The organism is Thalassococcus sp. (genome assembly GCF_982780845.1).
In genome coordinates, this window is record NZ_CEYADA010000001.1 from 102781 (window position 1) to 126283 (window position 23503).

Consider the following 23503-nt stretch of genomic DNA (forward strand, 5'->3'; position numbering starts at 1 on the left):
TAATGAACGAAAACCAGATTGATATGATCCAGGCCAGCTTCAAGAAAGTGGCCCCTATTTCGGACGTCGCAGCCGGCATCTTCTATGCCCGCCTGTTCGAAATCGCCCCCGAGGTGAAGCCTATGTTCAAAGGCGACATCAGCGAGCAGGGCAAAAAGCTGATGACCACACTTGGCGTTGTCGTCAACGGACTGAAAGATCTGGATAAAATCGTTCCAGTTGCTCAACAGCTTGCCGTCAAGCACATCGATTACGGTGTGAAGGCAGAACACTATGCACCCGTAGGCGAAGCGCTGATCTACACGCTGGACAAAGGTCTGGGCGATGATTTCACGCCTGAACTGAAAGCCGCATGGCTGGAAGCCTACACTATCCTCTCCGGTGTCATGATCGACGCCGCCTATTCCGACAAGATCGAAACAGGCGCGGCGGCAAATGAGACCACTCCTGCAAAACCTTGGTGGAAATTCTGGGCATGACTAAAAAACTCGTCGTCATTGGGGCCGGTATGGCCAGTGGTCGGGCGCTCGAACAACTGTTCGACGCCGCTCCCGGCGAATATGACGTAACCCTCTTCAATGCCGAACCTCGCGGCAACTACGACCGCATCATGTTGTCCCCCGTTCTTGCGGGAGACAAAACATACGAAGACATCGTGATCCACGATTCTGCGTGGTACGAAGAGAACGGCGTGACGTGCCGTTTCGGTGAAAAGGTCGTTGCAATCGACCGTGACGCCAAAACGGTAACGGCTGCCAATGGCGACGTGTTGCCCTACGATAAACTCTTGTTCGGCACTGGTTCGAACCCGTTTATCATTCCCCTGCCAGGTCACGATCTGGAAGGCGTGATTGCCTATCGTGATCTGGAAGACACCGAACGGATGATGTCCATGGGTCCCGACAACAAGGTTGTTGTGATCGGTGGCGGTCTGTTGGGTCTGGAAGCCGCGGCTGGTATGGCCGCACGCGGTGCAGACGTGACTGTGGTCCACATCATGGGTCACCTGATGGAACGTCAGTTGGACGAGGCGGCAGGCTACCTGCTGCGCAAGGCGCTGATGGACAAAGGCATCACCGTCAAATGCAGTGCGAATTCCAAAGAAATTCTGGGCAAAGACGGCCATGTCCGCGCCCTTCTGCTGGACGACGGCACCGAACTGCCCTGTGACCTGCTGGTCATGGCGGTCGGCATCCGCCCGAACGTCGCCTTGGCGGCCGAGGCCGGTCTGGCTGTTGGCAAAGGCATCCACGTAGACGACCAGATGGTCACATCCGATGCAGATGTGCTGGCCGTTGGTGAATGCGTCGAACACAACGGGGCGATCTTTGGCCTTGTTGCGCCGCTTTACGATCAGGCCAAGGTGGTCGCCAAAACCCTGCTGGGGGAAGAGGCGCAGTATGTTCAGAAAGAACTGTCCACCAAGCTGAAAGTCACCGGCTGTGACCTGTTCAGCGCAGGCGACTTTGCCGAAGGCGAAGGCCGCGAAGACATCGTCTTCCGCGATCCGTCGCGCGGTGTCTACCGCCGTCTGGTCATCGAAAACAACGTGGTCGTTGGTGCCGTGATGTATGGCGACACCGCCGACAGCAACTGGTTCTTCGGCCTGATCCGCGACAAGACCGATATCTCGGACATGCGCGAAACCCTGATCTTTGGCCCCGCCTTCCAAGGGGGTGCCCAAATGGACCCTTTGGCAGCCGTTGCAGCCTTACCGCGTGATGCGGAAATCTGTGGCTGTAACGGCGTCTGCAAAGGGGACATCGAGGATGCAATCGCCGCCGGTTCCACCGATCTGGCCGCGATCCGTGCCACAACCAAGGCGTCGGGTTCCTGCGGGACCTGCACAGGTCTGGTAGAGCAGGTTCTGGCGGTCACGCTGGGCGATGATTTTGTCATCCCCACAAGCCAGTCGATCTGCGCCTGCACCGACATGACGCACGAAGACGTGCGCCGCATGATCAAGTCGCAGGAACTGAAATCGATGGCAGCGGTCTGGCAGGAATGCGGGTGGAAAACACCCTGCGGCTGTCACGTGTGCCGCCCTGCCCTGAACTTCTACCTGCTGGCCGACTGGCCGCTGGAATATCAGGACGATCCGCAAAGCCGTTTCATTAACGAACGCAAACACGCGAACATCCAGAAAGACGGCACATTCAGCGTCGTTCCTCGGATGTGGGGTGGTATCACCACGCCGGACGAACTGCGTGCAATCGCCGATGCCGCAGACAAATACAAAGTGCCGACCGTAAAGGTCACAGGGGGTCAGCGTATCGACCTTCTGGGTGTCAAAGGCGAAGACCTGCCTGCCATCTGGGCCGATCTGAACGCTGCTGGCATGGTCTCCGGTCACGCCTATTCCAAAGGCCTGCGCACGGTAAAAACCTGCGTCGGCACAGATCACTGCCGCTTTGGCACCCAAGACAGCACCGGCCTTGGCATCAAGCTGGAAAAGGCGCTGTGGGGGTCCTGGACACCGCATAAGGTTAAGTTGGCCGTGTCCGGCTGCCCGCGCAACTGCGCCGAAGCGACCTGTAAGGATGTGGGCGTGATCTGTGTGGACAGCGGTTATCAGGTCAGCGTCGGCGGTGCCGCCGGTATGGACGTGAAAGAAACCGAACGTCTGGTCGATGTGCATTCCGAACAGGAAGCGATCGACGTGACCGTGGCCTTTGTTCAGCTTTATCGCGAGCACGCCAAGTATCTGGATCGCCCCTACAAATTCATCGCCAAGGTGGGCCTTGATTGGGTCAAGGAACGCGTTGTCGACGATCTGGAAGAACGCAAGGCGCTGATCGAACGGTTCGAGCTGTCCCAGTCCATCTACCGCAAAGATCCTTGGGCGCAGCACGTTCAGGACAAAGCGCAAACTTACCAGCCTCTGGCTGATCTCGCACTGGAGGCCGCAGAATGACCAACTGGATCGACATTGCCGCGCTAGACGACATCCCGCGCCGTGGCGCGCGGGTTGTCAAAACCCGCCAAGGCTGTGTTGCAGTTTTCCGCACGGCCGAGGACGAGGTCTATGCTCTGGACAACGCCTGCCCCCACAAGGCAGGCCCCTTGGCCGAGGGCATCGTGCACGGTTCATCCGTCACCTGCCCGCTGCACAACTGGGTCATTTCGCTGGAAACAGGTCAGGCTCAGGGGGCCGACGAAGGTCAGGTGCAAACCTATCCAGCAAGCGTTGAAAACGGGCGCATCCTTCTGGATGCAGCGTTCTTGCGCACACGTCAGGTGGCTGCCGAATGACGCTGACACGGACAACCTGCCCCTACTGTGGTGTGGGCTGTGGCGTGCTGGCTGGTGCGGATGGCACGATCAAAGGCGACCCTAACCATCCCGCCAACTTTGGCCGCCTGTGCTCCAAGGGATCGGCCCTTGGCGAAACCATCGATCTGTCGGGCCGCCTACTGGCCCCGCAGATTGCTGGCGAACAGGCGGACTGGGACACAGCGCTTGATCTGGTGGCCTCGAAATTTTCCGAAGCCGTGCGTGAACACGGTCCGGACTCGGTCGCGTTCTACGTCTCGGGCCAGTTGCTGACCGAAGATTACTATGTCGCCAACAAGCTGATGAAGGGTTTCATCGGTTCGGCGAACATCGATACAAATTCCCGTTTGTGCATGGCCTCGTCCGTCGCGGGCCACAAACGCGCCTTTGGCACCGATACTGTGCCGAACACCTATTCCGATCTGGAGCAGGCCGATCTGATCGTTCTGGTGGGGTCGAACACCGCGTGGTGTCACCCCGTTCTGTTCCAACGCATCGCCGCGGCCAAAGCCGAACGCCCGTCGCTTCGTGTGATCAACGTTGATCCGCGCCTGACCGCGACCAGCGATATTGCCGACATGCACCTGCGCATCCGCCCCGATGGCGATGCCGCGCTGTTCAACGGCCTTCTGGCGCATCTGGTGGCAAACGGCCACGTTGATGCGGACTATGTTGCAGCCCACGTGAACGGCTTTGACGCCGCCGTGGCCGAGGCGCAGGCAAGCACCCCCACCGACAGCGGCCTGACCGCTTCCGAGCTTGAGGCGTTCTATCGCCTCTGGGCCGGTACCGATAAGGTCATGACGCTGTATTCCCAAGGCGTGAACCAGTCTGTCTGCGGCAGCGATAAGGTCAACTCGATCCTGAACTGCCACCTTGCCACCGGCCGCATCGGCAAAGAGGGCTGTGGCCCCTTCAGCCTGACAGGCCAGCCCAACGCCATGGGCGGTCGCGAAGTGGGCGGCTTGGCCAATATGCTGGCCAACCATCTGGATATCGAAAACGCCGATCACCGAGATGCGGTTCAGGGTTTCTGGGAAAGCCCCACCATCTGCACGCAGGCCGGTCTGAAGGCTGTCGATCTGTTCAACGCCTGCGCCGACGGCAAGATCAAGGCGCTGTGGGTCATGTCCACAAACCCCGCCGTATCCATGCCCGACGCCGATGGCGTTGCCGAGGCGATCCGGAATGTGCCCTTCGTCGCCGTCAGCGATATCATGGCCCGCACGGACACTGGCGATCTGGCCGATGTTCTGCTGCCCGCGACGGGCTGGGGCGAGAAGGACGGCACGGTCACCAACTCCGAACGCCGCATTTCCCGCCAGCGCGCTTTCCTGCCCGCACCAGGTGACACGCGCCCTGACTGGAAGATCATCAGCGACGTGGCCGCCCGCATGGGCTGGGCCGAGGCGTTCAACTACGATGGCCCTGCAGATGTCTTTGCCGAATACGTTGCGCTATCCGACGCGGCCAGCGGTTTTGCCCGTGATTTGGACCTAAGCGTTTTCGCCGACGTGGACTATGCCAACATGATCCCGCGCCAGTGGCCTGACAATGACAGCCGCTTTTTTGCCGATGGGCGTTTTTATCATGCCGACGGCAAAGCCAAGATGCTGCCGATCACGCCACCAACCCCCATCGCGCACACCGGTTTCCACCTGAACACAGGTCGTATCCGCGACCAGTGGCACACCATGACCCGCTCGGGCAAAGCGCCCAAACTGGGCAGCCACCTTGCCGAGCCTTATGTCGAGGTGAACCCCGCAGACGCAGCGGCCCTTGGTCTGGGCTTGGGCGATCTGCTGCGCCTGCAATCGAACGAAGGCCGCGCCACGTTCCGTGCGTTGGTCACCGACCGGGTCGCCAAAGGCCAGTTGTTCGCGCCGATGCACTGGACGCGTCAGAAATCCAGCAGCGGCACGGTGAATTCGCTGGTCACATCGATCACCGATCCAACCTCGGGCCAACCCGCGCTGAAAGCGGGTAAGGTCAGCGCCGAACGGATGGACGCCGCGTGGTACGGCTTTGCCGCCTCTATCGTCGAAATGGAGCCAACCCGCCCCTACGCCGCCATCGCGCGGACCGAAACCGGTTGGCAGGCCGAAGTTGCGGGCATGAAGTGCCCGACCGACTGGGTGTCCGAGGCCCGCACCGTGACTGGCATCGCCGAGTCAGAGGTTGCCATCCTCGAAGATCCCGTGACGGGCCTGACCCGAATTGCCCTTTATTCAGGCAAAGTTCTTAAAGCGCTGTTTTTTTCAGCACTTAAGCCGGTGCAACTGTCGCGCCGACATGCTATTTCTCTGGTGGGTACCGAAACCGCGCCCATGACTGCCTTGGCTGGCCGCAGCGCTGCTGATCAGCCGGATCCAGGACCAACTGTTTGTGCATGTTTCAGCGTAGGGTTGAACACGCTGCGCGATGCGGTTGCGAACGGGGCCAACACAGTCGAAGCGCTGGGGGAGGTTACCTGCGCAGGGACAAACTGCGGGTCGTGCAAACCAGAGCTTGCGGCATTGATTGCCAAAGCTCGCCCAGCAATGGCGGCGGAATGAGCCTATCAACATTTGTACGTATCGTTGCCCGAGGAAAAGGTCGCGCACGCGCTCTGACCTTTGAAGAGGCACATGCGGCAATGACCCTGATCCTGACGGATCAAGCCGAACCCGAGGCGGTAGGAGCCTTGCTGATGGTCCTGCGATTGCGCGGAGAGGAGCCGCAAGAAATCGCCGGTTTCACACAGGCCTTGCGCGACCATGTGTCGGGCAGCCTGCAGCCTGCCGATCTGGACTGGCCCAGCTATGCCGCAGGCCGCACCCGTGGTGCGCCGCTGTTTCTGCTGTCGGCCCGTCTGGTCGCGCAAGCGGGCTACCGCGTGTCGATGCACGGCTGGAACAGCCACCAACGGGAAGAGGCCGACGTTCGCGCTGCCTTGGATGCCGTTGGCCCCGACGTGATCTATTCTCCGCTGGAACAGCTGTGCCCCGAGGCATTCCGCCTTCTGCAATTGCGCGATACCTTCGGTCTTCGGTCCTGCATCAACACGGTTCTGCGCATGTGGAACCCATCGAACGCACCCGCCAGCGTTCAGGGCGTGTTCCATCCGTCCTATCGCGGACTTCAGGCGCAAGCCGCGCAGATGATGGGCCAGACCACCCTGACCGTGATCAAAGGCGGCGGCGGCGAATTCGAACGCAACCCCGCCAAGGACATCACGCTGTTCGGTCTGCGCGACGGTGAACACATCCAGATCACCACGCCCCCGATCCTTGATGAACACCGCCGCCTGCACGAGGCAGATGAAACCGTCGACATCATGGCGTTGTGGGACGGATCGCTGATGAACCCGTTCGCCGAAGCGACGGTGATCGGCACAGCGGCCTTGGCCCTTTGGACGCTTGGCGCGGCTGCCTCGCCCGAAGAATGCACAACGCTGGCACAGTCCCTTTGGGAAAAAAGACACGACACACAAAGGATCTCGGCATGAAGACCTTCCCCATGTTCCTGCAAATGGCCGGTCGCCGCGTCACCGTTGTCGGTGGCGGGGAACAAGCCGCGCAAAAGGTGCGTCTGCTGCTGAAAACCGAAGCGCAGATCATTGTGCATGCCGATGATCTGGACCCCGAACTGGAAGGTCTGCGCGACGAAGGCAAGATCACGCAGGCAAGCGCTGTGGTCACTCAGGCCGATTTCACCGACCGCGCATTGGTCTTTATCGCAACCGGCTGCCCCGGCGCCGATGCGGCCTCGCATGCGGTGGCGAAGGCCGCTGGCGCTGTCGTCAACGTGGTTGACCAGCCCGACCTGTGCGACGCGATTACCCCGTCCATCGTTGACCGTGACCCTGTCGTGGTCGCCATCGGCACCGAGGGCACAGCCCCCGTTCTGGCCCGACAGATCAAAACCAAGATCGAACAACAGCTTGAGCCCCGACTGGGTGATCTGGCCGCTTTGGCCGGTCGCCTGCGCGATCTTGCTGCCAATCGCCTTGGCCCCCGCGACCGCCGTGATCTGTGGCGCTGGGTGTTCAATGGCCCCGTGCGCAACGCACACGCCCGTGGCGCAGAACGTGACGCCGCCAAACAGATCAAAACCGCCATCGAAACCGGCGAATTCAGCCGTGAGCAAGGCGGCAGCGTCGCCTTGGTTGGCGCAGGGCCCGGCGCGAAAGACCTGATCACTCTGCGTGGCGTCCAGCGCCTGCAAGAGGCCGATATCATCTTTTACGACCGTCTGGTTGATCCCGACATTCTGGAACTGGCCCGCCGTGATGCGGAACGCGTTTATGTCGGCAAAGCGCCCGGCAATCACAGCTGGCCGCAAGATAAGATCAGCAACATTCTGGTGTCTGCCGCCAAGCAGGGCAAACGGGTCGTGCGTCTGAAATGCGGGGATCCGGGCATCTTCGCCCGAGGTCTGGAAGAGGCCGAGGCGCTGGCGGCCGCCGGCATTGCGTTTGAAATCGTGCCGGGCGTCACAGCGGCCACCGCTGCCTGTGCCGCGCAAAACCGGTTCCTGACAGAACGGCAGGAAATCGATGCCGTGATCATGACAACAGGCCGTACCGCGACAAACGATGGCCCGGCCGAGTGGCTGTCCGAACTGCGTCCGGGCACCCGTGTGTGTCTGTACATGGGCGTCCACAGCGCGGTCGAGCTGCAAGAACATCTTCTGAAAAGCCAGTATGTCGATCAGATCCAGATCGAAGTCGTCGCTGAAGCGCAAACCGATCGCCAGAAAACCGTGGATTGCGGCGTACGCGATCTGATGACGGCCTTGGCCGAGAATGAGATCACCGGCACAGCGATCCTTTCCGTGGTGCTTCGCAAGTCCGCTGCAGCCGCAGCCACTCCGCCACTGCGCCTGATCGATACCGCTTCCTGACAGGATAAGGCGACGCACCTGTTCCCAGCGTTGCCCCAAAGCAAAAGCCCCGGCGCATCAGCGACCGGGGCTTTTGTTAATCTGTATCAGACTGAAATCAGTCGTCAGCCGTCAAACCGATGTGACCACCGATGTTGACCATGTCGGACAGCAGCTTGGCTGCGTCGTCGACGGGGCCCGGTTCGTTTTCGAAGACTTCCTTCGCCTTACCGTATGCCTCTTTGGCCTCTTGAACCAGTTTGTTGAATGTTTCCTGGGTCATCTCTGCCATCGGCAGAGCGTTTTCCGCCAGAACGGAAACACCTTCGCCCAGCTCCGCGAAACCGCCGGTGACGACGAATTCTTCGGTGCCCGACGTTGTTTCAACGCGCAGGATGCCCGGACGCAGTGTTGTGATCAGCGGCGCGTGGTTCGGCATCGCTGTCATATCACCATCAGCACCCGGAATCTGGACCGACGTGACCTCAGCCTGCATCAGCCGCCGTTCGGGGCTGACTAGGTCGAATTGCATTGTCTCAGCCATGTGAGCCTCCTTGAAAGCAAGGGGGAGCTTGATTGCACCCCCTGCCTCTAGTCACGGGTCTTAGGCTGCGTCTGCAGCCATCTTCTCGGCTTTTGCGATCACTTCGTCGATGCCGCCAACCATGTAGAAGGCGCCTTCCGGCAGGTGATCGTATTCGCCAGCAACAACCGCTTTGAACGACGAGATTGTGTCTTCCAGAGCAACCTGAACACCGTCAGAGCCTGTGAAGACCTTCGCAACGTCGAACGGCTGCGACAGGAAGCGCTGGATCTTACGTGCACGAGCAACTGTCAGTTTGTCTTCTTCCGACAGTTCGTCCATGCCGAGGATCGCGATGATGTCCTGCAGCGACTTGTAACGCTGAAGGATACCCTGAACGTCACGAGCAACACCGTAGTGTTCTTCGCCAACGATCTGCGGGTCCATCAGACGCGAGTTGGAGTCGAGCGGGTCAACAGCCGGGTAGATACCCAGTTCCGAAATCGCACGGGACAGAACGGTTGTCGCATCGAGGTGCGCAAAGGTTGTCGCCGGAGCAGGGTCGGTAAGGTCGTCCGCGGGAACGTATACGGCCTGAATGGATGTAATCGAGCCGTTCTTGGTCGATGTAATCCGTTCCTGCATCGCGCCCATGTCTGTCGCCAGTGTAGGCTGATAGCCCACCGCCGAAGGAATACGGCCGAGCAGAGCCGAAACCTCGGAGCCCGCCTGAGTAAAGCGGAAGATGTTGTCGACGAAGAACAGAACGTCTGTACCGGACTGGTCGCGGAACTGTTCAGCCAGTGTCAGACCTGTCAGGGCAACACGTGCACGCGCTCCCGGAGGCTCGTTCATCTGACCGTAAACCAGGGCCACCTGCGATTCCTGCAGGTTGTCCGGCTTAATAACGTTGGATTCGACCATCTCGTGGTAAAGGTCGTTACCTTCACGAGTACGTTCGCCAACACCCGCGAACACGGAGAAGCCCGAGTGTACTTTCGCGATGTTGTTGATCAGTTCCATGATGAGAACGGTTTTACCAACGCCCGCACCACCGAACAGACCAATCTTACCACCCTTCGCGTAAGGCGCGAGAAGATCGATAACCTTAATACCTGTTACCAGGATTTCGGATTCTGTGGACTGTTCGTTGAATTCCGGCGCGTCTGCGTGGATCGGACGGTATTCGTCAGCGACAACGGGGCCACCTTCGTCAACCGGCTCACCGACGACGTTCAGAATACGACCCAGGGTCGCGTTACCAACCGGAACCGAAATCGGGGAACCGGTGTCTTCTACTTTCTGACCACGAACGAGACCTTCGGTCGCGTCCATAGCGATGGTACGTACTGTGTTTTCACCGAGGTGCTGAGCAACCTCGAGAACCAGCCGCTTGCCGTTGTTGTCTGTGGTAAGTGCGTTCAAGATCGCCGGAAGGCTATCTTCGAACTGCACGTCAACCACGGCGCCAATGACCTGGGTCACTTTGCCTTGTGCGTTTGCCATGTTTCGTCTCCGGTTCTTAGAGCGCTTCGGCGCCCGAGATGATTTCGATCAGTTCGTTCGTGATGACGGCCTGACGTGTGCGGTTAAATTCGATCGTCAGGTTGTCGATCATATCGCCCGCGTTCCGTGTCGCGTTGTCCATCGCGGACATACGCGCGCCTTGTTCCGATGCCGCGTTTTCAAGAAGAGCAGCAAAGATCTGCGTCGCGACACCGCGCGGCAACAGGTCTGCCAGAATTTCTTCTTCGGACGGCTCGTAGTCATAGAGCGTTGTGCTCAGATCAGCCTCATCGCCTTCGAACTTAGCAGGGATAATCTGCTGAGCTGTCGGGATCTGGCTGACGACGTTTTGGAACTTGGAATAGAAGATCGTCGCCACGTCGAACTCCTCATCGTCGAAACGCTTGAGGATGTCGATTGCGATGCTTTGTGCGTCAGCGTAGTTCACGTTTTTCATCTCAGTGAGATCAACGTGACCAATGAAGTCGCTGCCAAAGTCGCGACGCAGGGCGTCACGGCCTTTTTTGCCGACAGTCAGGATTTTCACCGTCTTGCCTTCGGACTTCAGTTTTTGCGCGTGGGTACGAGCCAGTTTGGAGATGTTCGTATTGAAACCACCGCACAGACCGCGTTCAGCCGTCATGACGACCAAAAGCTGTACCTTGTCGCTACCCGTACCGCTCAGCAGTTTGGGCGCGCTGTCGCTTCCGCCAACCGCGGCCGCCAGTGCACCCAGAACGGCATTGAACCGTTCTGCGTACGGGCGGGACGCTTCGGCAGCATCCTGCGCGCGGCGAAGTTTCGCCGCGGCAACCATTTGCATGGCCTTTGTGATCTTGCGGGTCGATTTGACCGACTCGATCCGAGTTTTTAGGTCCTTGAGATTCGGCATTGCCTTATCTCCCCCTTACGCGAAGTCAGCGGCGAATTCGTCCAGAACGGCCTTAACTTTGTCTGCGGCATCGCCTTTGATCTTGGGATCTTCGTCTGTGATCCAAGCCAGAAGGTCTGCGTGCTTGTTGCGCAGGAAGTTCAGCAGCTCTGTTTCGTAGCGACCAACATCCTTCAGCGCGACCTTGTCGAGGTAACCGTTTGTACCTGCAAAGATGATGCAGACGATTTCCGAGTTGGTCAGCGGCGAGTACTGCGGCTGCTTCATCAGTTCTGTCAGACGCGCACCACGGTTCAGCAGCTGCTGAGTTGCGGCGTCAAGGTCGGAACCGAACTGGGCGAAGGCCGCCATTTCGCGGTACTGAGCCAGCGACAGTTTAACCGGACCGGCAACCGAGGACATCGCCTTGGTCTGAGCGGACGAACCAACGCGGGAAACCGACAGACCGGTGTTAACCGCAGGACGGATACCCTGGTAGAACAGTTCTGTTTCAAGGAAGATCTGGCCGTCGGTGATCGAGATCACGTTGGTCGGAATAAACGCCGAAACGTCGCCACCCTGAGTTTCGATGATCGGCAGAGCTGTCAACGAACCGTTGCCGTGATCGTCGCCCATTTTCGCCGAACGCTCGAGCAGACGCGAATGGAGGTAGAAAACGTCGCCCGGGTAAGCTTCACGGCCCGGCGGGCGGCGCAGCAGCAGGGACATCTGACGGTAGGAAACAGCCTGCTTGGACAGGTCATCATAGATGATCAGAGCGTGACGGCCGCTGTCGCGGAAGTATTCGCCCATCGCTGTCGCTGTGTAGGGTGCCAGGTACTGCATCGGCGCCGGGTCGGACGCTGTCGCTGCAACAACGATCGAGTACTCGATCGCGCCTGTTTCTTCCAGTTTCTTCACCAGCTGAGCAACTGTGGAACGCTTCTGGCCAACCGCGACGTATACGCAGTACAGCTTTTTGCTTTCGTCGTCGCCGGCAGCTTCGTTGTAGGACTTCTGGTTCAGGATCGCGTCCAGAGCAACAGCAGTCTTGCCTGTCTGACGGTCGCCAATGATCAGCTCTCGCTGGCCACGGCCGATCGGGATCATCGCGTCAACGGCTTTCAGGCCTGTCGCCATCGGTTCGTGAACCGATTTACGCGGCATAATGCCCGGCGCTTTAACGTCCGCAACCGAACGCTGTTTTGCTTCGATCGGGCCTTTGCCGTCCAGCGGGTTACCCAGACCGTCTACAACGCGACCCAGCAGGGCTTCGCCTACCGGAACGTCCACGATCGAGTTTGTACGCTTAACAACGTCGCCTTCTTTAATGTCACGGTCAGAACCGAAGATAACAACACCAACGTTGTCAGTCTCAAGGTTCAGTGCCATGCCGCGAATTCCGCCGGGGAATTCGACCATCTCGCCGGCCTGAACGTTGTCAAGGCCGTGAACGCGGGCAATACCGTCACCAACGGAAAGCACACGACCCACTTCGGCAACTTCGGCTTCTTGGCCAAAGTTTTTGATCTGCTCCTTTAGGATCGCAGAAATTTCGGCTGCTTGGATACCCATTTATCCGACCTCTTTCATTGCATTCTGGAGGGAGTTGAGTTTCGAGCGGATCGACGTGTCGATCATTTTCGAACCCACTTTAACGACAAGACCGCCGATGAGAGCTTCATCAACGGTCGCATTAATCTTCACATCCTTGCCAACCTGCGCTTTCAGCGTTTCGGCAAGTTTCTTGGACTGAGCGGCGGTCAGCTTCACGGCAGATGTTACTTCTGCTGTTACTTCGCCTTTATGCTCGGAAATCATGTCGCGCAGGCTGGCGATCAGCGCCGGCAGCACGAACAGACGACGCTTGGAAGCCATCAGGCCCAGCATATTCGTCACAATATCGGTAAGTCCCATTTTCTTCGCGACAGCAGTGATAGCCTGCCCTTGTGTGTCGCGCGAATAAACAGGAGAGTTGATCAGGTCCCGCAGATCATCACTGTCTGCAAGGGCCGCCGCCAGGGCATCGACATTCGCTTCGAGCGTGCCGATCGCGTTTTCTTCCTTGGCGATGTCGAACACGGCTGCAGCATATCGGTCTGCGATGCCGGAGGAAATCGAAGCTGATTCAGACACGTCCATCCTTCCGCTAACAAGCCCCCGTGGCCCCGTTTGAAGGGGACCCGAGAGCGGTCAAGCTGTCCTGACGACTTTGCCAAGACAGTAAAATCAGCGCGGATGTAGCAGAGCATCCCCCACCTAGCAACATGCTTAGAGGCTTAAATGTGACCTAACGTGCCATTAGTTCCTATGTTAACGCTAAGGGTGCGACCATGTGCGCAGGTCAAACGACCTAGATTCAACAATTTTCCCCTTGCATGGTGATTCTGCACTGCCGCGAAAATTATTCGGACCCTAGACAAATGTCTGTGTGATCACAAAACGGGGGAATCGCTTTAAACGGGTTTCGCCGCGTTGGCCGGTTTCGGTGACAGCACATCCAGCGGGTTCAGGACCCGTGCGGCTTCGCCCACGCCACGCGGTCGCGGCGGATAGCGTTTAGACGCCCGTACCACCATCACGCCCCCTGCCATCACCGCAGGCACCGACCGCCCGATCTGCTCCCAGACCGGACCGGTCTTCATCCAGAAGCGGCGGGTCGACGGCGGTTGATAAAGCAGCGACGAATGTGTGTTCGGCAAAAAGTCGTGATAGCGAAGCTGTGTTTCCAGCTGACCCCGCGAATAGGGCCGCCCATAACCGAAAGGCGTGCGATCCGACCGCGCCCAAAGCCCGCTTCGGTTCGGCACGATAAACAGCGCCTCGCCCCCCGGCCCCAAAACGCGATAGCATTCGTCCAAAACCGCCGTCGGGTTCTCGGATGTTTCCAGCCCGTGCATCACCACCAGCTTATCGACATGCCCCGTTTCCAGCGGCCATTGCGTTTCGTTCGACAGGACCGACACATTCGGCATGCCCGCTGGCCAGTGGATCACGCCCTGTGGCGCAGGCATCAACGCCACAACGCGCCGCGCCTCTTGCAGGAAAGGGCGCAGCAAAGGGGCCGCAAAGCCGAAACCCGCTACGGTTTGACCATGCACATCGCTCCAGAATTCGCGCACATGCGTCCGGATCACCTTTTGCGCCGCACGGCCCAAGGCGTTGCGGTAATAGAAACTGTGAAGATCACGGACATCTAGGTGCATTGCAGTGTCGATCCTGATGCGGTTGACTGGGGACACTTTTACAAAGCGCGCAAGGAAAGACCATGCCTCTTGAAATCGTGACGATCCCCTGCCTGAGCGACAACTACGCTTATTTGGTCAATGGCCCCGACGGCGTTGCCCTGATTGATGCACCAGAAGCCGGACCGATTATCGCAGCACTGGAAGAACGCGGCTGGTCGCTGGGCGTTATCATGATCACGCACCACCATCACGATCACGTGGGCGCCGTGGCCGAGTTGAAAGAGAAATACGGCTGCATGGTCATGGGCCCTGAGGCCGAGAAAGACAAACTGCCCCCGTTGGACTTTGCCCTGCCCGACGGATTTTCCGGCGGAAATGGCGATGGCCTGTGTCAGGTGATTGCCGTGCCGGGCCACACGCTGGGGCACATCGCTTATTATTATCCCAAGGCGAACGCTATCTTTACCGCAGACAGCCTGATGGCACTGGGCTGCGGGCGTCTGTTCGAGGGCACGCCGGAAATGATGCACGAAAGCCTGTCCAAACTGGCAGCCCTGCCGCCGGAAACGATGATCTACTCGGGCCACGAATATACAGCGTCGAACGCAAAATTTGCGCTGACTATTGAACCGGACAATGCCGAGCTTATTTCTAGAACCGAGGCCATTGCCGAGGACCGGCGCAACAACAGGCCCACTGTTCCTGCATCTCTTTCGCTAGAACTTGCTACCAATCCGTTCCTGCGCGCCTCTGAAATGTCGGTGCGTCGCCAACTTGGCATGATTGATGCCACCGATACGGAAGTGTTCGCTGAAATTCGCGCGCGGAAGGATAGTTTCTAATCCGTATGGTCAAAAAACGCGCTATGAATAAGATTGTGAGCAAAAGAAATGCAGTTTTCACTTGAAGGTCCACAGCAATCGACCAAACTTTAATACCAAGAGGCAATGCTGAGGCGACAGTCACGGCGCAGACAAGAGGAGCACTCCAGTGCCTTCATTCTCAAACACCCTAGAGCAGGCCATCCACGCAGCGTTGGCATTGGCGAATACACGTTCCCACGAATTCGCGACTCTCGAACATTTGCTGTTGGCATTGATCGATGAGCCCGATGCAGCACGGGTGATGAAGGCCTGTGACGTAGACACAGAAGAGCTCCGGACGACTCTGGTCGAGTTTATCGACGACGACCTGTCGAATCTGGAAACAGAAACAGAAGGATCCGAGGCTGTGCCCACAGCCGCGTTCCAGCGCGTGATCCAGCGCGCCGCGATCCATGTTCAGTCTTCGGGCCGGACAGAGGTGACAGGCGCGAACGTTCTGGTCGCAATCTTTGCCGAACGCGAATCCAACGCGGCCTACTTCCTGCAGGAACAGGACATGACCCGCTACGATGCGGTGAACTTCATCGCGCATGGCGTGGCCAAAAACCCCGCCTACGGCGAAAGCCGTCCGGTCACCGGTGCCAGCGACGAAGAAGAAACCGTTTCTGCCGACACCTCGAACCCCGGCGAACAGAAAGAATCCGCGCTGGCGAAATACTGCGTCGATCTGAACGCCAAAGCGCGCAAAGGTGACGTTGATCCGCTGATCGGTCGCTCGGGCGAAGTTGAACGCTGCATTCAGGTGCTGTGCCGCCGCCGCAAGAACAACCCGCTTCTGGTGGGCGATCCGGGCGTGGGCAAAACCGCCATCGCCGAAGGTCTGGCCCGCAAGATCGTCAACGGCGACACCCCCGAGGTGCTGTCGAACACAACGATCTATTCGCTGGATATGGGCGCGCTTCTGGCGGGCACACGTTACCGCGGTGATTTCGAAGAACGCCTGAAGGCTGTCGTGACCGAACTGGAAGAGCATGAAGACGCTGTTCTGTTCATCGACGAAATCCACACCGTGATCGGTGCGGGTGCCACATCGGGCGGCGCAATGGATGCATCCAACCTTCTGAAGCCCGCGCTTCAGGGTGGCAAACTGCGCACCATGGGCTCGACCACATATAAAGAGTTCCGTCAGCACTTTGAAAAAGACCGCGCCCTGTCGCGTCGCTTCCAGAAGATCGACGTGAACGAACCGTCGGTTCCGGACACCATCAAGATCCTCAAGGGCCTGAAACCTTACTTTGAGGAACACCACGGCGTGAAGTATACAGCCGAAGCTGTGAAAACGGCGGTGGAACTGTCTGCGCGTTATATCAATGACCGCAAACTGCCGGACAAAGCGATCGACGTGATCGACGAAGCGGGTGCTGCTCAGCATCTGCTGCCCGACAGCAAGCGCCGCAAAACCATCGGCCCGAAAGAGATCGAGGATATCGTGGCGAAAATCGCCCGCATCCCACCGAAGAACGTGTCGAAAAGCGATGCAGAGGTTCTCAAAGACCTCGAAAAATCGCTCAAGCGCGTGGTCTTTGGTCAGGACAACGCCATCGTGGCGCTGTCGTCCGCGATCAAACTGGCGCGTGCCGGTCTACGTGAACCTGAAAAGCCCATCGGCAACTACCTCTTCGCCGGTCCGACCGGTGTGGGTAAAACCGAGGTCGCCAAGCAACTGGCGGATACGCTGGGTGTGGAACTGCTGCGTTTTGATATGTCCGAGTACATGGAGAAACACGCCGTTTCCCGTCTGATCGGTGCACCTCCGGGCTATGTGGGCTTTGATCAGGGTGGCCAGCTGACCGACGGCGTTGATCAGCATCCGCACTGCGTATTGCTGCTCGATGAAATCGAAAAGGCGCACCCCGATGTCTACAACATCCTGCTGCAGGTCATGGACCACGGCACGTTGACAGATCACAACGGTCGCACCGTTGATTTCCGCAACGTGATCCTGATCATGACATCGAACGCAGGCGCCGCAGAGCAGGCGAAGGCCGCAATCGGCTTTGGCCGTGATCGTCGCGAAGGCGAAGACACAGCCGCGATCGAACGCACCTTCACACCTGAATTCCGCAACCGGCTGGACGCCGTGATCAGCTTCCAGCCGCTGCCGAAAGAGGTCATCCTGCAAGTCGTCGAAAAGTTCGTGTTGCAGCTTGAAGCGCAGCTTCTGGATCGCAACGTGACCATCGAACTGACCCGTCCGGCCGCTGAGTGGCTGGCGGACAGAGGCTATGACGACAAAATGGGTGCGCGTCCGCTGGGCCGCGTCATTCAGGAGCACATCAAAAAGCCGCTGGCCGAAGAACTACTGTTCGGCAAGCTTCAGAAAGGCGGCGTGGTGCGTGTTGCGGTCAAGGATGGCGAACTGGATCTGCAACTGTCCGGCCCGGAAAAACGCCGCATCTCGGGCAGCAAGCCACCGCTTCTGACCGCCGACTGATGCGCGCGACATATGTCGCTTTGATTTGCGCCTCTGCCGTCCCAGCGATGGCAGAGGCGCCGTTTCTTCAGCTACCGCTTGATTGCGTCTATGGCGAAACCTGCGTGGTCGAGGATTACGTGGATGCCGACCCGACCGACCGTCAACACGATTTCACCTGTGGTCTGAAATCACGCAACGGGCATCGCGGCACAGACTTTGCGCTGATGTCGGATGCCAAACTGGCCGACAACGTTCAGGTGCTGGCCGCCGCCGACGGCATTATTCAGGTCACCCGCGATGGCATTCTGGACCAACCTTACACCGCCGCCATCGCCCCGCAGCTAAAGGGCAAGGAATGCGGAAACGCTGTTCGGATCGGGCACCCGAACGGGTATCAGACGCTTTATTGCCATCTGAAAAAGGGCAGCATCGCGGTTCAGACCGGCGATGCGGTGACGGCTGGAACACCCCTTGGCGTTGTCGGGATGAGCGGGCAGTCAAACTTCGCCCATCTGCATTTCACGGTCCTGAAGGACGGTCGGGTTGTTGACCCGTTTTCGCCCACCCCAAAGGACACCTGCGGTTGGGATGGCGAAACGCTGTGGCTGACCGATCTGCCCTATTCGACCACCGGCCTATTCACTGCCAGCTTCACCACGTGGATGCCGCGCATGGCGCATGTGCAATCCGGTGCCGCGCGGCGGATTGATGCGACGCCGCAGGATGATCTGCTGCTGTATGGTTTTGCCTTCTACGCGGAAACCGGCGACCAGATGGCGTTTGAGGCGACAGGCCCCGACGGCCCCGTTTTCGCAGACACCGTGACCATCGACAAAAGCCAGCCGCAACTGTTCCGCACGTTCGGACGCAAGGCCCCTGATGGCGGCTGGAAACCCGGCGATTACACGGGCACGGTCAAGCTGACCCGCAAAGGACAGGTTCTGGCCATCCGCAACGCACAAATCCGCATCGAATAAGCGGCTTACTTTTCCGTCAGCTTCAACTCGATCCGCCGGTTTTGGGCACGCGCCTCGGCAGTGTCATCGGTATTGATCGGCTGATACTGGCCAAAGCCGTTGGCCGACAGGCGATCCGGCGGAATGCCAAGGAAGTTCGACATAAAGCGCACCACCGACAGGGCACGGGCCTGCGACAGTTCCCAGTTATCGGCGAATTGGCCGAAACCGGACAGAGGGATGTTGTCGGTGTGGCCGTCAACACGGATCACCCAATCGATCTCGGGCGGGATATCGGCGGCGATGTCGCGCAGGATTTGCGCAATGCCCGCGATCTGGCGCTGACCCGCTGGTGAAAGTTCTGCGCCACCGGGCGGGAACAGAACCTCGGATGAAAAGACAAACCGGTCGCCTTCGATCCGCACCCCGTCCCGTTCGCCGATCAGTTCACGCAGACGCCCAAAGAATTCGGACCGGTAGTTCGCCAGATCAGCAGCCTCGGCTTCAAGCCGCTTGCGCTCGGCTTCTTCCAGCTCGCGACGGCGACGTTCTTCTGCGGCAGCACGGGCCAACGCGGCGTTCAGATCGCTGCCCAAAGATTGCAGCTGGACCTGAGCGGCAGCATCGCGCGCCTTGGCATCGTCCAGAATAGCCTGCAAAGACCCAAGCTGTTCCCGCAGGGCGGCGACCTGCTGGTTCAAAAGCTCGGCTTCTTTCTGGGCGGCCGTGGCGCGGGCAACTTCTGTACTGAGTTCAGACTGCGCCGCAGCCAGCAATGCAGCCTGTCGTTCGGCCTCGGACATCGCTTCTTGTGTTTCGGCATCCGCAGCCAGTTCTGCGGCCAGAGCCGCCGCCAGACGCTGACGCAACTCTTCTTCGCTGCCCGACAGTTCCTCTTGCGTGCTCAGCGCGGCAGCCAGTTGGGCGCGCAAGGTTTCTTCGGTTGTGGTCAGCTTGGCCTTTTCTGCCAAGGCCGCAGCCAGTTCTGTACGGAGCTGTTCTTCGGTCGCGACCAATGTGGTTTGTGTGGCTTTCAATTCCGCCAGCTCGCGCCGCAAGTCATCCTGGGACAACGTGGTTTCTTCAAGATTGGCCAACGCATTGGCCAACTGGGTGCGCAATTCCTGCTCGACCGCGTTCGCCGTTTCCTGTGACGCCAACAATGCATCCAAACGCTGTTCAAGGTCCGCTACGCGTTCGCTTTCCTGACGGCGTGCCAAAAGCGCAGCAGTCAGGTCGCTCGTCAGATCAGCCTGTGCTGAGCGTGCAGCCGCGAGCAGGGTCAACGTGTCTTCGGCCTCTTTGCGCTGTGCCTCTAACGACAGGGTCATGGCTGTCAGCTCTGCATCCGCCTCTTCCAGCCGTTTGCGTAGGGCGGCGGCGGCTTCAGCTTCCGCAAGGCGCGCAGCCTCTTCTTCAGTCAGGGCGGTGTTTAGGTCATCGACCTGCCCAGACAACTGACCGATCCGCGTTTCGGCATCCGCATTCTTGGCCTCAAGATCAGCGATCAGGGCCTCTAATGCCTCGCGTCGCGCGGCGGCCAGACGGGCGGCTTCCTCACCTGCGTCAATCTCGGACCGCGCCGCCGCCAAAGCAAGGTTCAGCGCGTCGCGTTCATCGACCAGTGCCGCGCGGGCGGCGTCGATCTCATCGCGGCTGGCGATCAGGTCCGATATCCGTGCATTCGCCGCGTCCTGATCGGCCAACAACGCCGCAACGCGATCCTCGAACTCGACGATACGGGCAGCGGCGGCTTCAAGTTCCGCCGCTTGTTGGTCGCGCGTCGCAGTCAGGGCGTTGATGATGGATTGCCGTTCGGCCAGTTGCGCGTCGCGGTCGACCAGCGTGGCGTTCAGCGCACCCAGCCGGTTTTCCAGCGCAGTGTTTTCCTGTTGCTCCATGCCCAGCGCGGCGGCGAGTTCGGCCAGTTCCGCCGACAACACATCCAACTGGTCCGATTGCCGTGACAGTTCGTCGGCCTGACCCGTAATGGTTTCCCGCAGCACGAACTGGATCACCATAAAGATGGTCAGTACGAACATCAGCACCAGCAAAAGGCCGGTCATCGCATCGACAAAGCCAGGCCAGATCGAGGCCTGAAACCGCTGTCCGCTGCGACGGGACAATGCCATGGCTTAGTCTTCCTGCCGCAAAGGCCGTACAACAACCTTCTGCGGCTTGGCGTTCGCTTCGGCCTGACGTCCGATGCGGGTCAGGATGCGGTTCAACGTGGCCAGATCGGTGCGCAGTTCAGCCATGCTTTCCTGACGCCCCGCTGCCATTTCTTCCAGAATGCGCAGCATCTGAACGTCAATCGACCGCAGGCGCATCCGGCTTTCGCTGTCAAAGCCATCTTCCGCCTCGCGGTTCTGCAGAACTGAAATCAGGCGTTCCTGACCTTCGGCGATGCGCATCATCGCGGTGCTGGACGGCGCTGTCGCCTCGATGCGTTCGGTCAGCCGTTCGACTGAATCTGCCAATTGCCCCAGTCGCGCTTCGATTTCCGAGCGGCTTTCCTCGGACCGTGCGAACAGCATCTGCATGCTTTCCATCTGGTCCGCGACCTGTTCCAACGCCATCGCTGCGCCGGACATTTCATCGGTGCCTTCCGCCCCACCATGGGACAGGCCGATGCGCGTGATCGACGACAGCCATTCCTCAAGTTCACGGTAGAACCGGTTCTGGCCGTGGCCCGCAAACAGTTCCAGCAAACCAACCACCAGCGACCCCGCCAGACCCAGAAGGGATGAGGCAAAGGCCACGCCCATGCCGCCAAGCTGGCTTTCGAGACCCGTCATCAGACGCCCGAACAGCTCGCCCCCTGTTTCGCCCTCTTGCGGAACAAGGCTTCGGATCGTGTCGACCAATGCGGGAACTGTGGTGGCAAGGCCATAGAACGTGCCCAAAAGCCCAAGAAAAATCAGCAGCGATACGATGTAGCGGGTGATTTCGCGGGCTTCATCAATCCGCTGCGCAACGGAATCCAGAATGGACCGGCTGGACGTCGTGGTGATCTGCATGCGCTGGCCACGGGTCCGCAGCAGCGCCGCCAAAGGCGCCAGCATCTGAGGCGCGCGCGCAGCAGTCGCCACGTTGTTACCCCGTGCAAACCCTTCGATCCAACGGACCGAGTTCACAAGCTGCGCCACCTGCCAGAAACAGGCCAGCACGCCGACGATGAACACGAAAAAGATGAACCCGTTCAGGTACAGGTTTTGTTCGAATACCGGCAGAACACGCGGCAGGGCCATCACCAGCCCGAGGGCAGACAGACCTAGCGCCGCCAGCATCATCAGGATCTGGCGGATCGGTTGCGAAAAATGCGGCTCGGCCTCGAGGTCCGGCTGATCCATAAGGACCGCTCCTGACACGTTTGTATTTCGTCAGGAAAACCCTAGCGGGCAATTTTTAACAAGCCAAGCCTTGTGCGCTAAGTGCCCGAACACGTTCATCCAGCCATTGCAGTTCTGCATCGGGAATACCCAACACGCGCAACCGGTCTACCGTGTTGTGCAGGTATTCCGTGTTGGGGCCGCGTCCGCCGACCGCTTTGGCGATAATCTGTGCCTGCTCTTCCAATGGAAGACCGCCGCAGTACTGGTTGTGATCCGCATCAATCACGTAGGTGACGGCAGATACGGTGCTGCCATCGGCCAAGGCAATGTCGCACATGCGTTCCAGATAGGCCGACGACACCAATTCGCGTTCGCGCAGATATTCCAGCGTCTCTTCGGTCTTGTCCGGATGTGCAGCAAGCGCCAGACCGTGGCATTCCGCCTGATCTTCGGCATCCAGCGCCAGCACCAGTCCCGGGTCTTCGGCCGTGCCACGGTGATGAATCGACCGCATGCAAAAGCTGCGGCGATACCCCGACAGGCGCGCTGGGCGCGTGTCGACCACCTCGAAACCGGGGTTCCACAAAAGCGATCCGTATCCGAAAACCCAAAGGGTCATGTTCACTGGTCCTTGTCCGTTTGGCGTTATATCTACCAAAGCAGATCGCGCGAAAAGGGGCCGAGTGATGAAGAAGCTGTTATTTGTAATTGTCGCTGCGGCGCTGGCGTGGTCGGGCTACTGGTTTTTTCAGGCCAACGCGCTGAAAACCGCGATCGACGACTGGAAGGCCCGCGAAATCGCCGCCGGTCGTGATGTCAGCTATTCCGATGTGTCGGTCGCTGGTTTCCCGAACCGGTTGGATACGACCTTTACCGATCTTGTGATCGCAAACCCCGACACAGGCTGGTCATGGAGCGCCCCGCAGTTCCAGATCCTGCGCATGGTCTATAGCGACCGCCAGATGATCTTTGCCTTCCCGAACAGTCAGCAGATTGCGAACCGGTCTGACGACTGGACAATCACCAGCGAACGCCTGCTGGCCAGCTTCCGACGTAATGGGGATGATGCGCTGATCCGGTTTATCGCCGAAGCCCCGTTTATGAACATTGAAAGCAGCGACGGCACATCCACGGCCTTGGCCGCTGTGAACTTTGCCATCGAACAGACCGATGTCGAACCCGGCCTGTATCGCGCGATCCTATCGGCTGATGCCGCCGCCCGTTCGGACGAGGCAACCGTCGATGGCCTGACCGCGCAATCTGAACTGCGCTTTGCCGCGCCCCTGTCACCGGGCAAGGACCGCCCCGCGATCCAGCAGATCAACCTGAAGTCCGCCGAATACGGGCTTGGCGATACGCGCATCACGCTGGATGGTGAGTTCGACGTGGACAAACGTGGCCGCCTGACCGGCGATCTGGCGTTTGAAACCGAAAACTGGCGCGCATTGCTGGAACAGGCGCAGGACGACTGGGGGCTTGGCCGCGATGGCGTGCGGTTCCTGAATGACGTGCTGACGCTTGTCGCCTCGCTTCAGGGCAACCGCGACCAGCTGAACGTCAAACTGCGCCTGAACAAAGGCGTTGTGTCGCTCGGGCCCCTGCCTGTCGGTCAAATTCCCCCGATCCCGCAGCCCTAAGGCCTTGCCCACCGGCGGTTTCCCGACAAGGATGACGGCAAGATACCGGAG

19 protein-coding genes are annotated in these 23503 nt (G+C 59.3%); 10 read left to right on the forward strand and 9 right to left on the reverse strand.

The window, feature by feature from the left end; all coding sequences use genetic code 11:
- Positions 1 to 2: 2 nt before the first annotated feature.
- Genes AC4FIA_RS00510 through cysG form a run of 6 tightly spaced genes read left to right on the forward strand, consistent with a single transcriptional unit; the run spans position 3 to position 8157 of the window.
- Positions 3 to 479, forward strand: coding sequence for a globin family protein (locus tag AC4FIA_RS00510; RefSeq protein ID WP_490364291.1), 477 nt, complete (start codon positions 3 to 5; stop codon positions 477 to 479).
- Positions 476 to 2914 carry a nitrite reductase large subunit NirB gene (gene nirB, locus AC4FIA_RS00515; RefSeq protein ID WP_490364292.1) on the forward strand — a complete coding sequence of 813 codons (2439 nt, stop codon included), beginning with the start codon at positions 476 to 478 and terminating at the stop codon, positions 2912 to 2914. Before AC4FIA_RS00510 ends, nirB begins: the two co-directional genes overlap by 4 nt.
- Positions 2911 to 3252, forward strand: a complete 342-nt coding sequence (gene nirD, locus AC4FIA_RS00520) for a nitrite reductase small subunit NirD (RefSeq protein WP_103909122.1) — start codon at positions 2911 to 2913, stop codon at positions 3250 to 3252. The genes nirB and nirD overlap by 4 nt, the downstream gene beginning before the upstream one ends.
- A complete protein-coding gene (locus AC4FIA_RS00525) occupies positions 3249 to 5828 on the forward strand; it encodes a molybdopterin-dependent oxidoreductase (protein ID WP_490364293.1) in 2580 nt (859 codons plus the stop codon). Before nirD ends, AC4FIA_RS00525 begins: the two co-directional genes overlap by 4 nt.
- Entirely contained in the window at positions 5825 to 6760 is a 936-nt protein-coding gene (locus AC4FIA_RS00530; RefSeq protein ID WP_490364294.1) for a glycosyl transferase family 3, read from the forward strand. Before AC4FIA_RS00525 ends, AC4FIA_RS00530 begins: the two co-directional genes overlap by 4 nt.
- Positions 6757 to 8157, forward strand: coding sequence for a siroheme synthase CysG (gene cysG / locus AC4FIA_RS00535; protein ID WP_490364295.1), 1401 nt, complete (start codon positions 6757 to 6759; stop codon positions 8155 to 8157). Before AC4FIA_RS00530 ends, cysG begins: the two co-directional genes overlap by 4 nt.
- 97 nt (positions 8158 to 8254) lie before the next feature.
- Here cysG and AC4FIA_RS00540 read toward each other — a convergent pair whose 3' ends face one another.
- The 6 genes from AC4FIA_RS00540 to AC4FIA_RS00565 form a co-directional block, all read right to left on the reverse strand.
- Complete coding sequence (locus tag AC4FIA_RS00540) at positions 8255 to 8680, reverse strand: F0F1 ATP synthase subunit epsilon (protein WP_103909126.1); 426 nt, start codon at positions 8678 to 8680, stop codon at positions 8255 to 8257.
- Positions 8681 to 8740: 60 nt separating this feature from the next.
- The gene (gene atpD, locus AC4FIA_RS00545) at positions 8741 to 10165 is read right to left on the reverse strand and encodes a F0F1 ATP synthase subunit beta (RefSeq protein ID WP_490364296.1); all 1425 of its coding nucleotides are present in this window, start codon (positions 10163 to 10165) and stop codon (positions 8741 to 8743) included.
- 16 nt (positions 10166 to 10181) lie between these two features.
- The gene (locus AC4FIA_RS00550) at positions 10182 to 11057 is read right to left on the reverse strand and encodes a F0F1 ATP synthase subunit gamma (RefSeq protein WP_490364297.1); all 876 of its coding nucleotides are present in this window, start codon (positions 11055 to 11057) and stop codon (positions 10182 to 10184) included.
- Positions 11058 to 11072: 15 nt separating this feature from the next.
- Complete coding sequence (gene atpA, locus AC4FIA_RS00555) at positions 11073 to 12611, reverse strand: F0F1 ATP synthase subunit alpha (protein WP_490364298.1); 1539 nt, start codon at positions 12609 to 12611, stop codon at positions 11073 to 11075.
- Positions 12612 to 13178 (reverse strand): F0F1 ATP synthase subunit delta, encoded by a 567-nt coding sequence (locus AC4FIA_RS00560; RefSeq protein ID WP_287473481.1) that lies wholly within the window; start codon positions 13176 to 13178, stop codon positions 12612 to 12614.
- 314 nt (positions 13179 to 13492) lie between these two features.
- A complete protein-coding gene (locus AC4FIA_RS00565) occupies positions 13493 to 14242 on the reverse strand; it encodes a class I SAM-dependent methyltransferase (protein WP_103909131.1) in 750 nt (249 codons plus the stop codon).
- 62 nt (positions 14243 to 14304) lie between these two features.
- Between AC4FIA_RS00565 and gloB the strand changes: the two genes are divergently transcribed.
- From gloB to AC4FIA_RS00580, 3 genes are all read left to right on the forward strand, one after another.
- Positions 14305 to 15066 carry a hydroxyacylglutathione hydrolase gene (gloB, locus tag AC4FIA_RS00570; protein ID WP_490364299.1) on the forward strand — a complete coding sequence of 254 codons (762 nt, stop codon included), beginning with the start codon at positions 14305 to 14307 and terminating at the stop codon, positions 15064 to 15066.
- Positions 15067 to 15214: 148 nt separating this feature from the next.
- Positions 15215 to 17542, forward strand: coding sequence for an ATP-dependent Clp protease ATP-binding subunit ClpA (gene clpA, locus AC4FIA_RS00575; RefSeq protein ID WP_490364300.1), 2328 nt, complete (start codon positions 15215 to 15217; stop codon positions 17540 to 17542).
- Positions 17542 to 18501, forward strand: coding sequence for a M23 family metallopeptidase (locus AC4FIA_RS00580; protein ID WP_490364301.1), 960 nt, complete (start codon positions 17542 to 17544; stop codon positions 18499 to 18501). Before clpA ends, AC4FIA_RS00580 begins: the two co-directional genes overlap by 1 nt.
- Positions 18502 to 18506: 5 nt before the next feature.
- Here the strand turns inward: AC4FIA_RS00580 and AC4FIA_RS00585 are convergent, their stop codons facing one another.
- The 3 genes from AC4FIA_RS00585 to AC4FIA_RS00595 are packed head-to-tail and all read right to left on the reverse strand — an operon-like array spanning position 18507 to position 22434.
- Complete coding sequence (locus AC4FIA_RS00585; RefSeq protein WP_490364302.1) at positions 18507 to 20612, reverse strand: peptidoglycan -binding protein; 2106 nt, start codon at positions 20610 to 20612, stop codon at positions 18507 to 18509.
- Positions 20613 to 20615: 3 nt separating this feature from the next.
- On the reverse strand, positions 20616 to 21833 hold the full coding sequence (locus tag AC4FIA_RS00590) for a biopolymer transporter ExbB (protein WP_490364303.1): 1218 nt from the start codon (positions 21831 to 21833) through the stop codon (positions 20616 to 20618).
- 55 nt (positions 21834 to 21888) lie between these two features.
- Positions 21889 to 22434 (reverse strand): gamma-glutamylcyclotransferase, encoded by a 546-nt coding sequence (locus tag AC4FIA_RS00595; RefSeq protein WP_103909137.1) that lies wholly within the window; start codon positions 22432 to 22434, stop codon positions 21889 to 21891.
- A gap of 67 nt (positions 22435 to 22501) precedes the next feature.
- Between AC4FIA_RS00595 and AC4FIA_RS00600 the strand changes: the two genes are divergently transcribed.
- Complete coding sequence (locus AC4FIA_RS00600) at positions 22502 to 23452, forward strand: DUF2125 domain-containing protein (RefSeq protein WP_490364304.1); 951 nt, start codon at positions 22502 to 22504, stop codon at positions 23450 to 23452.
- The last annotated feature ends 51 nt before the right edge of the window (positions 23453 to 23503 follow it).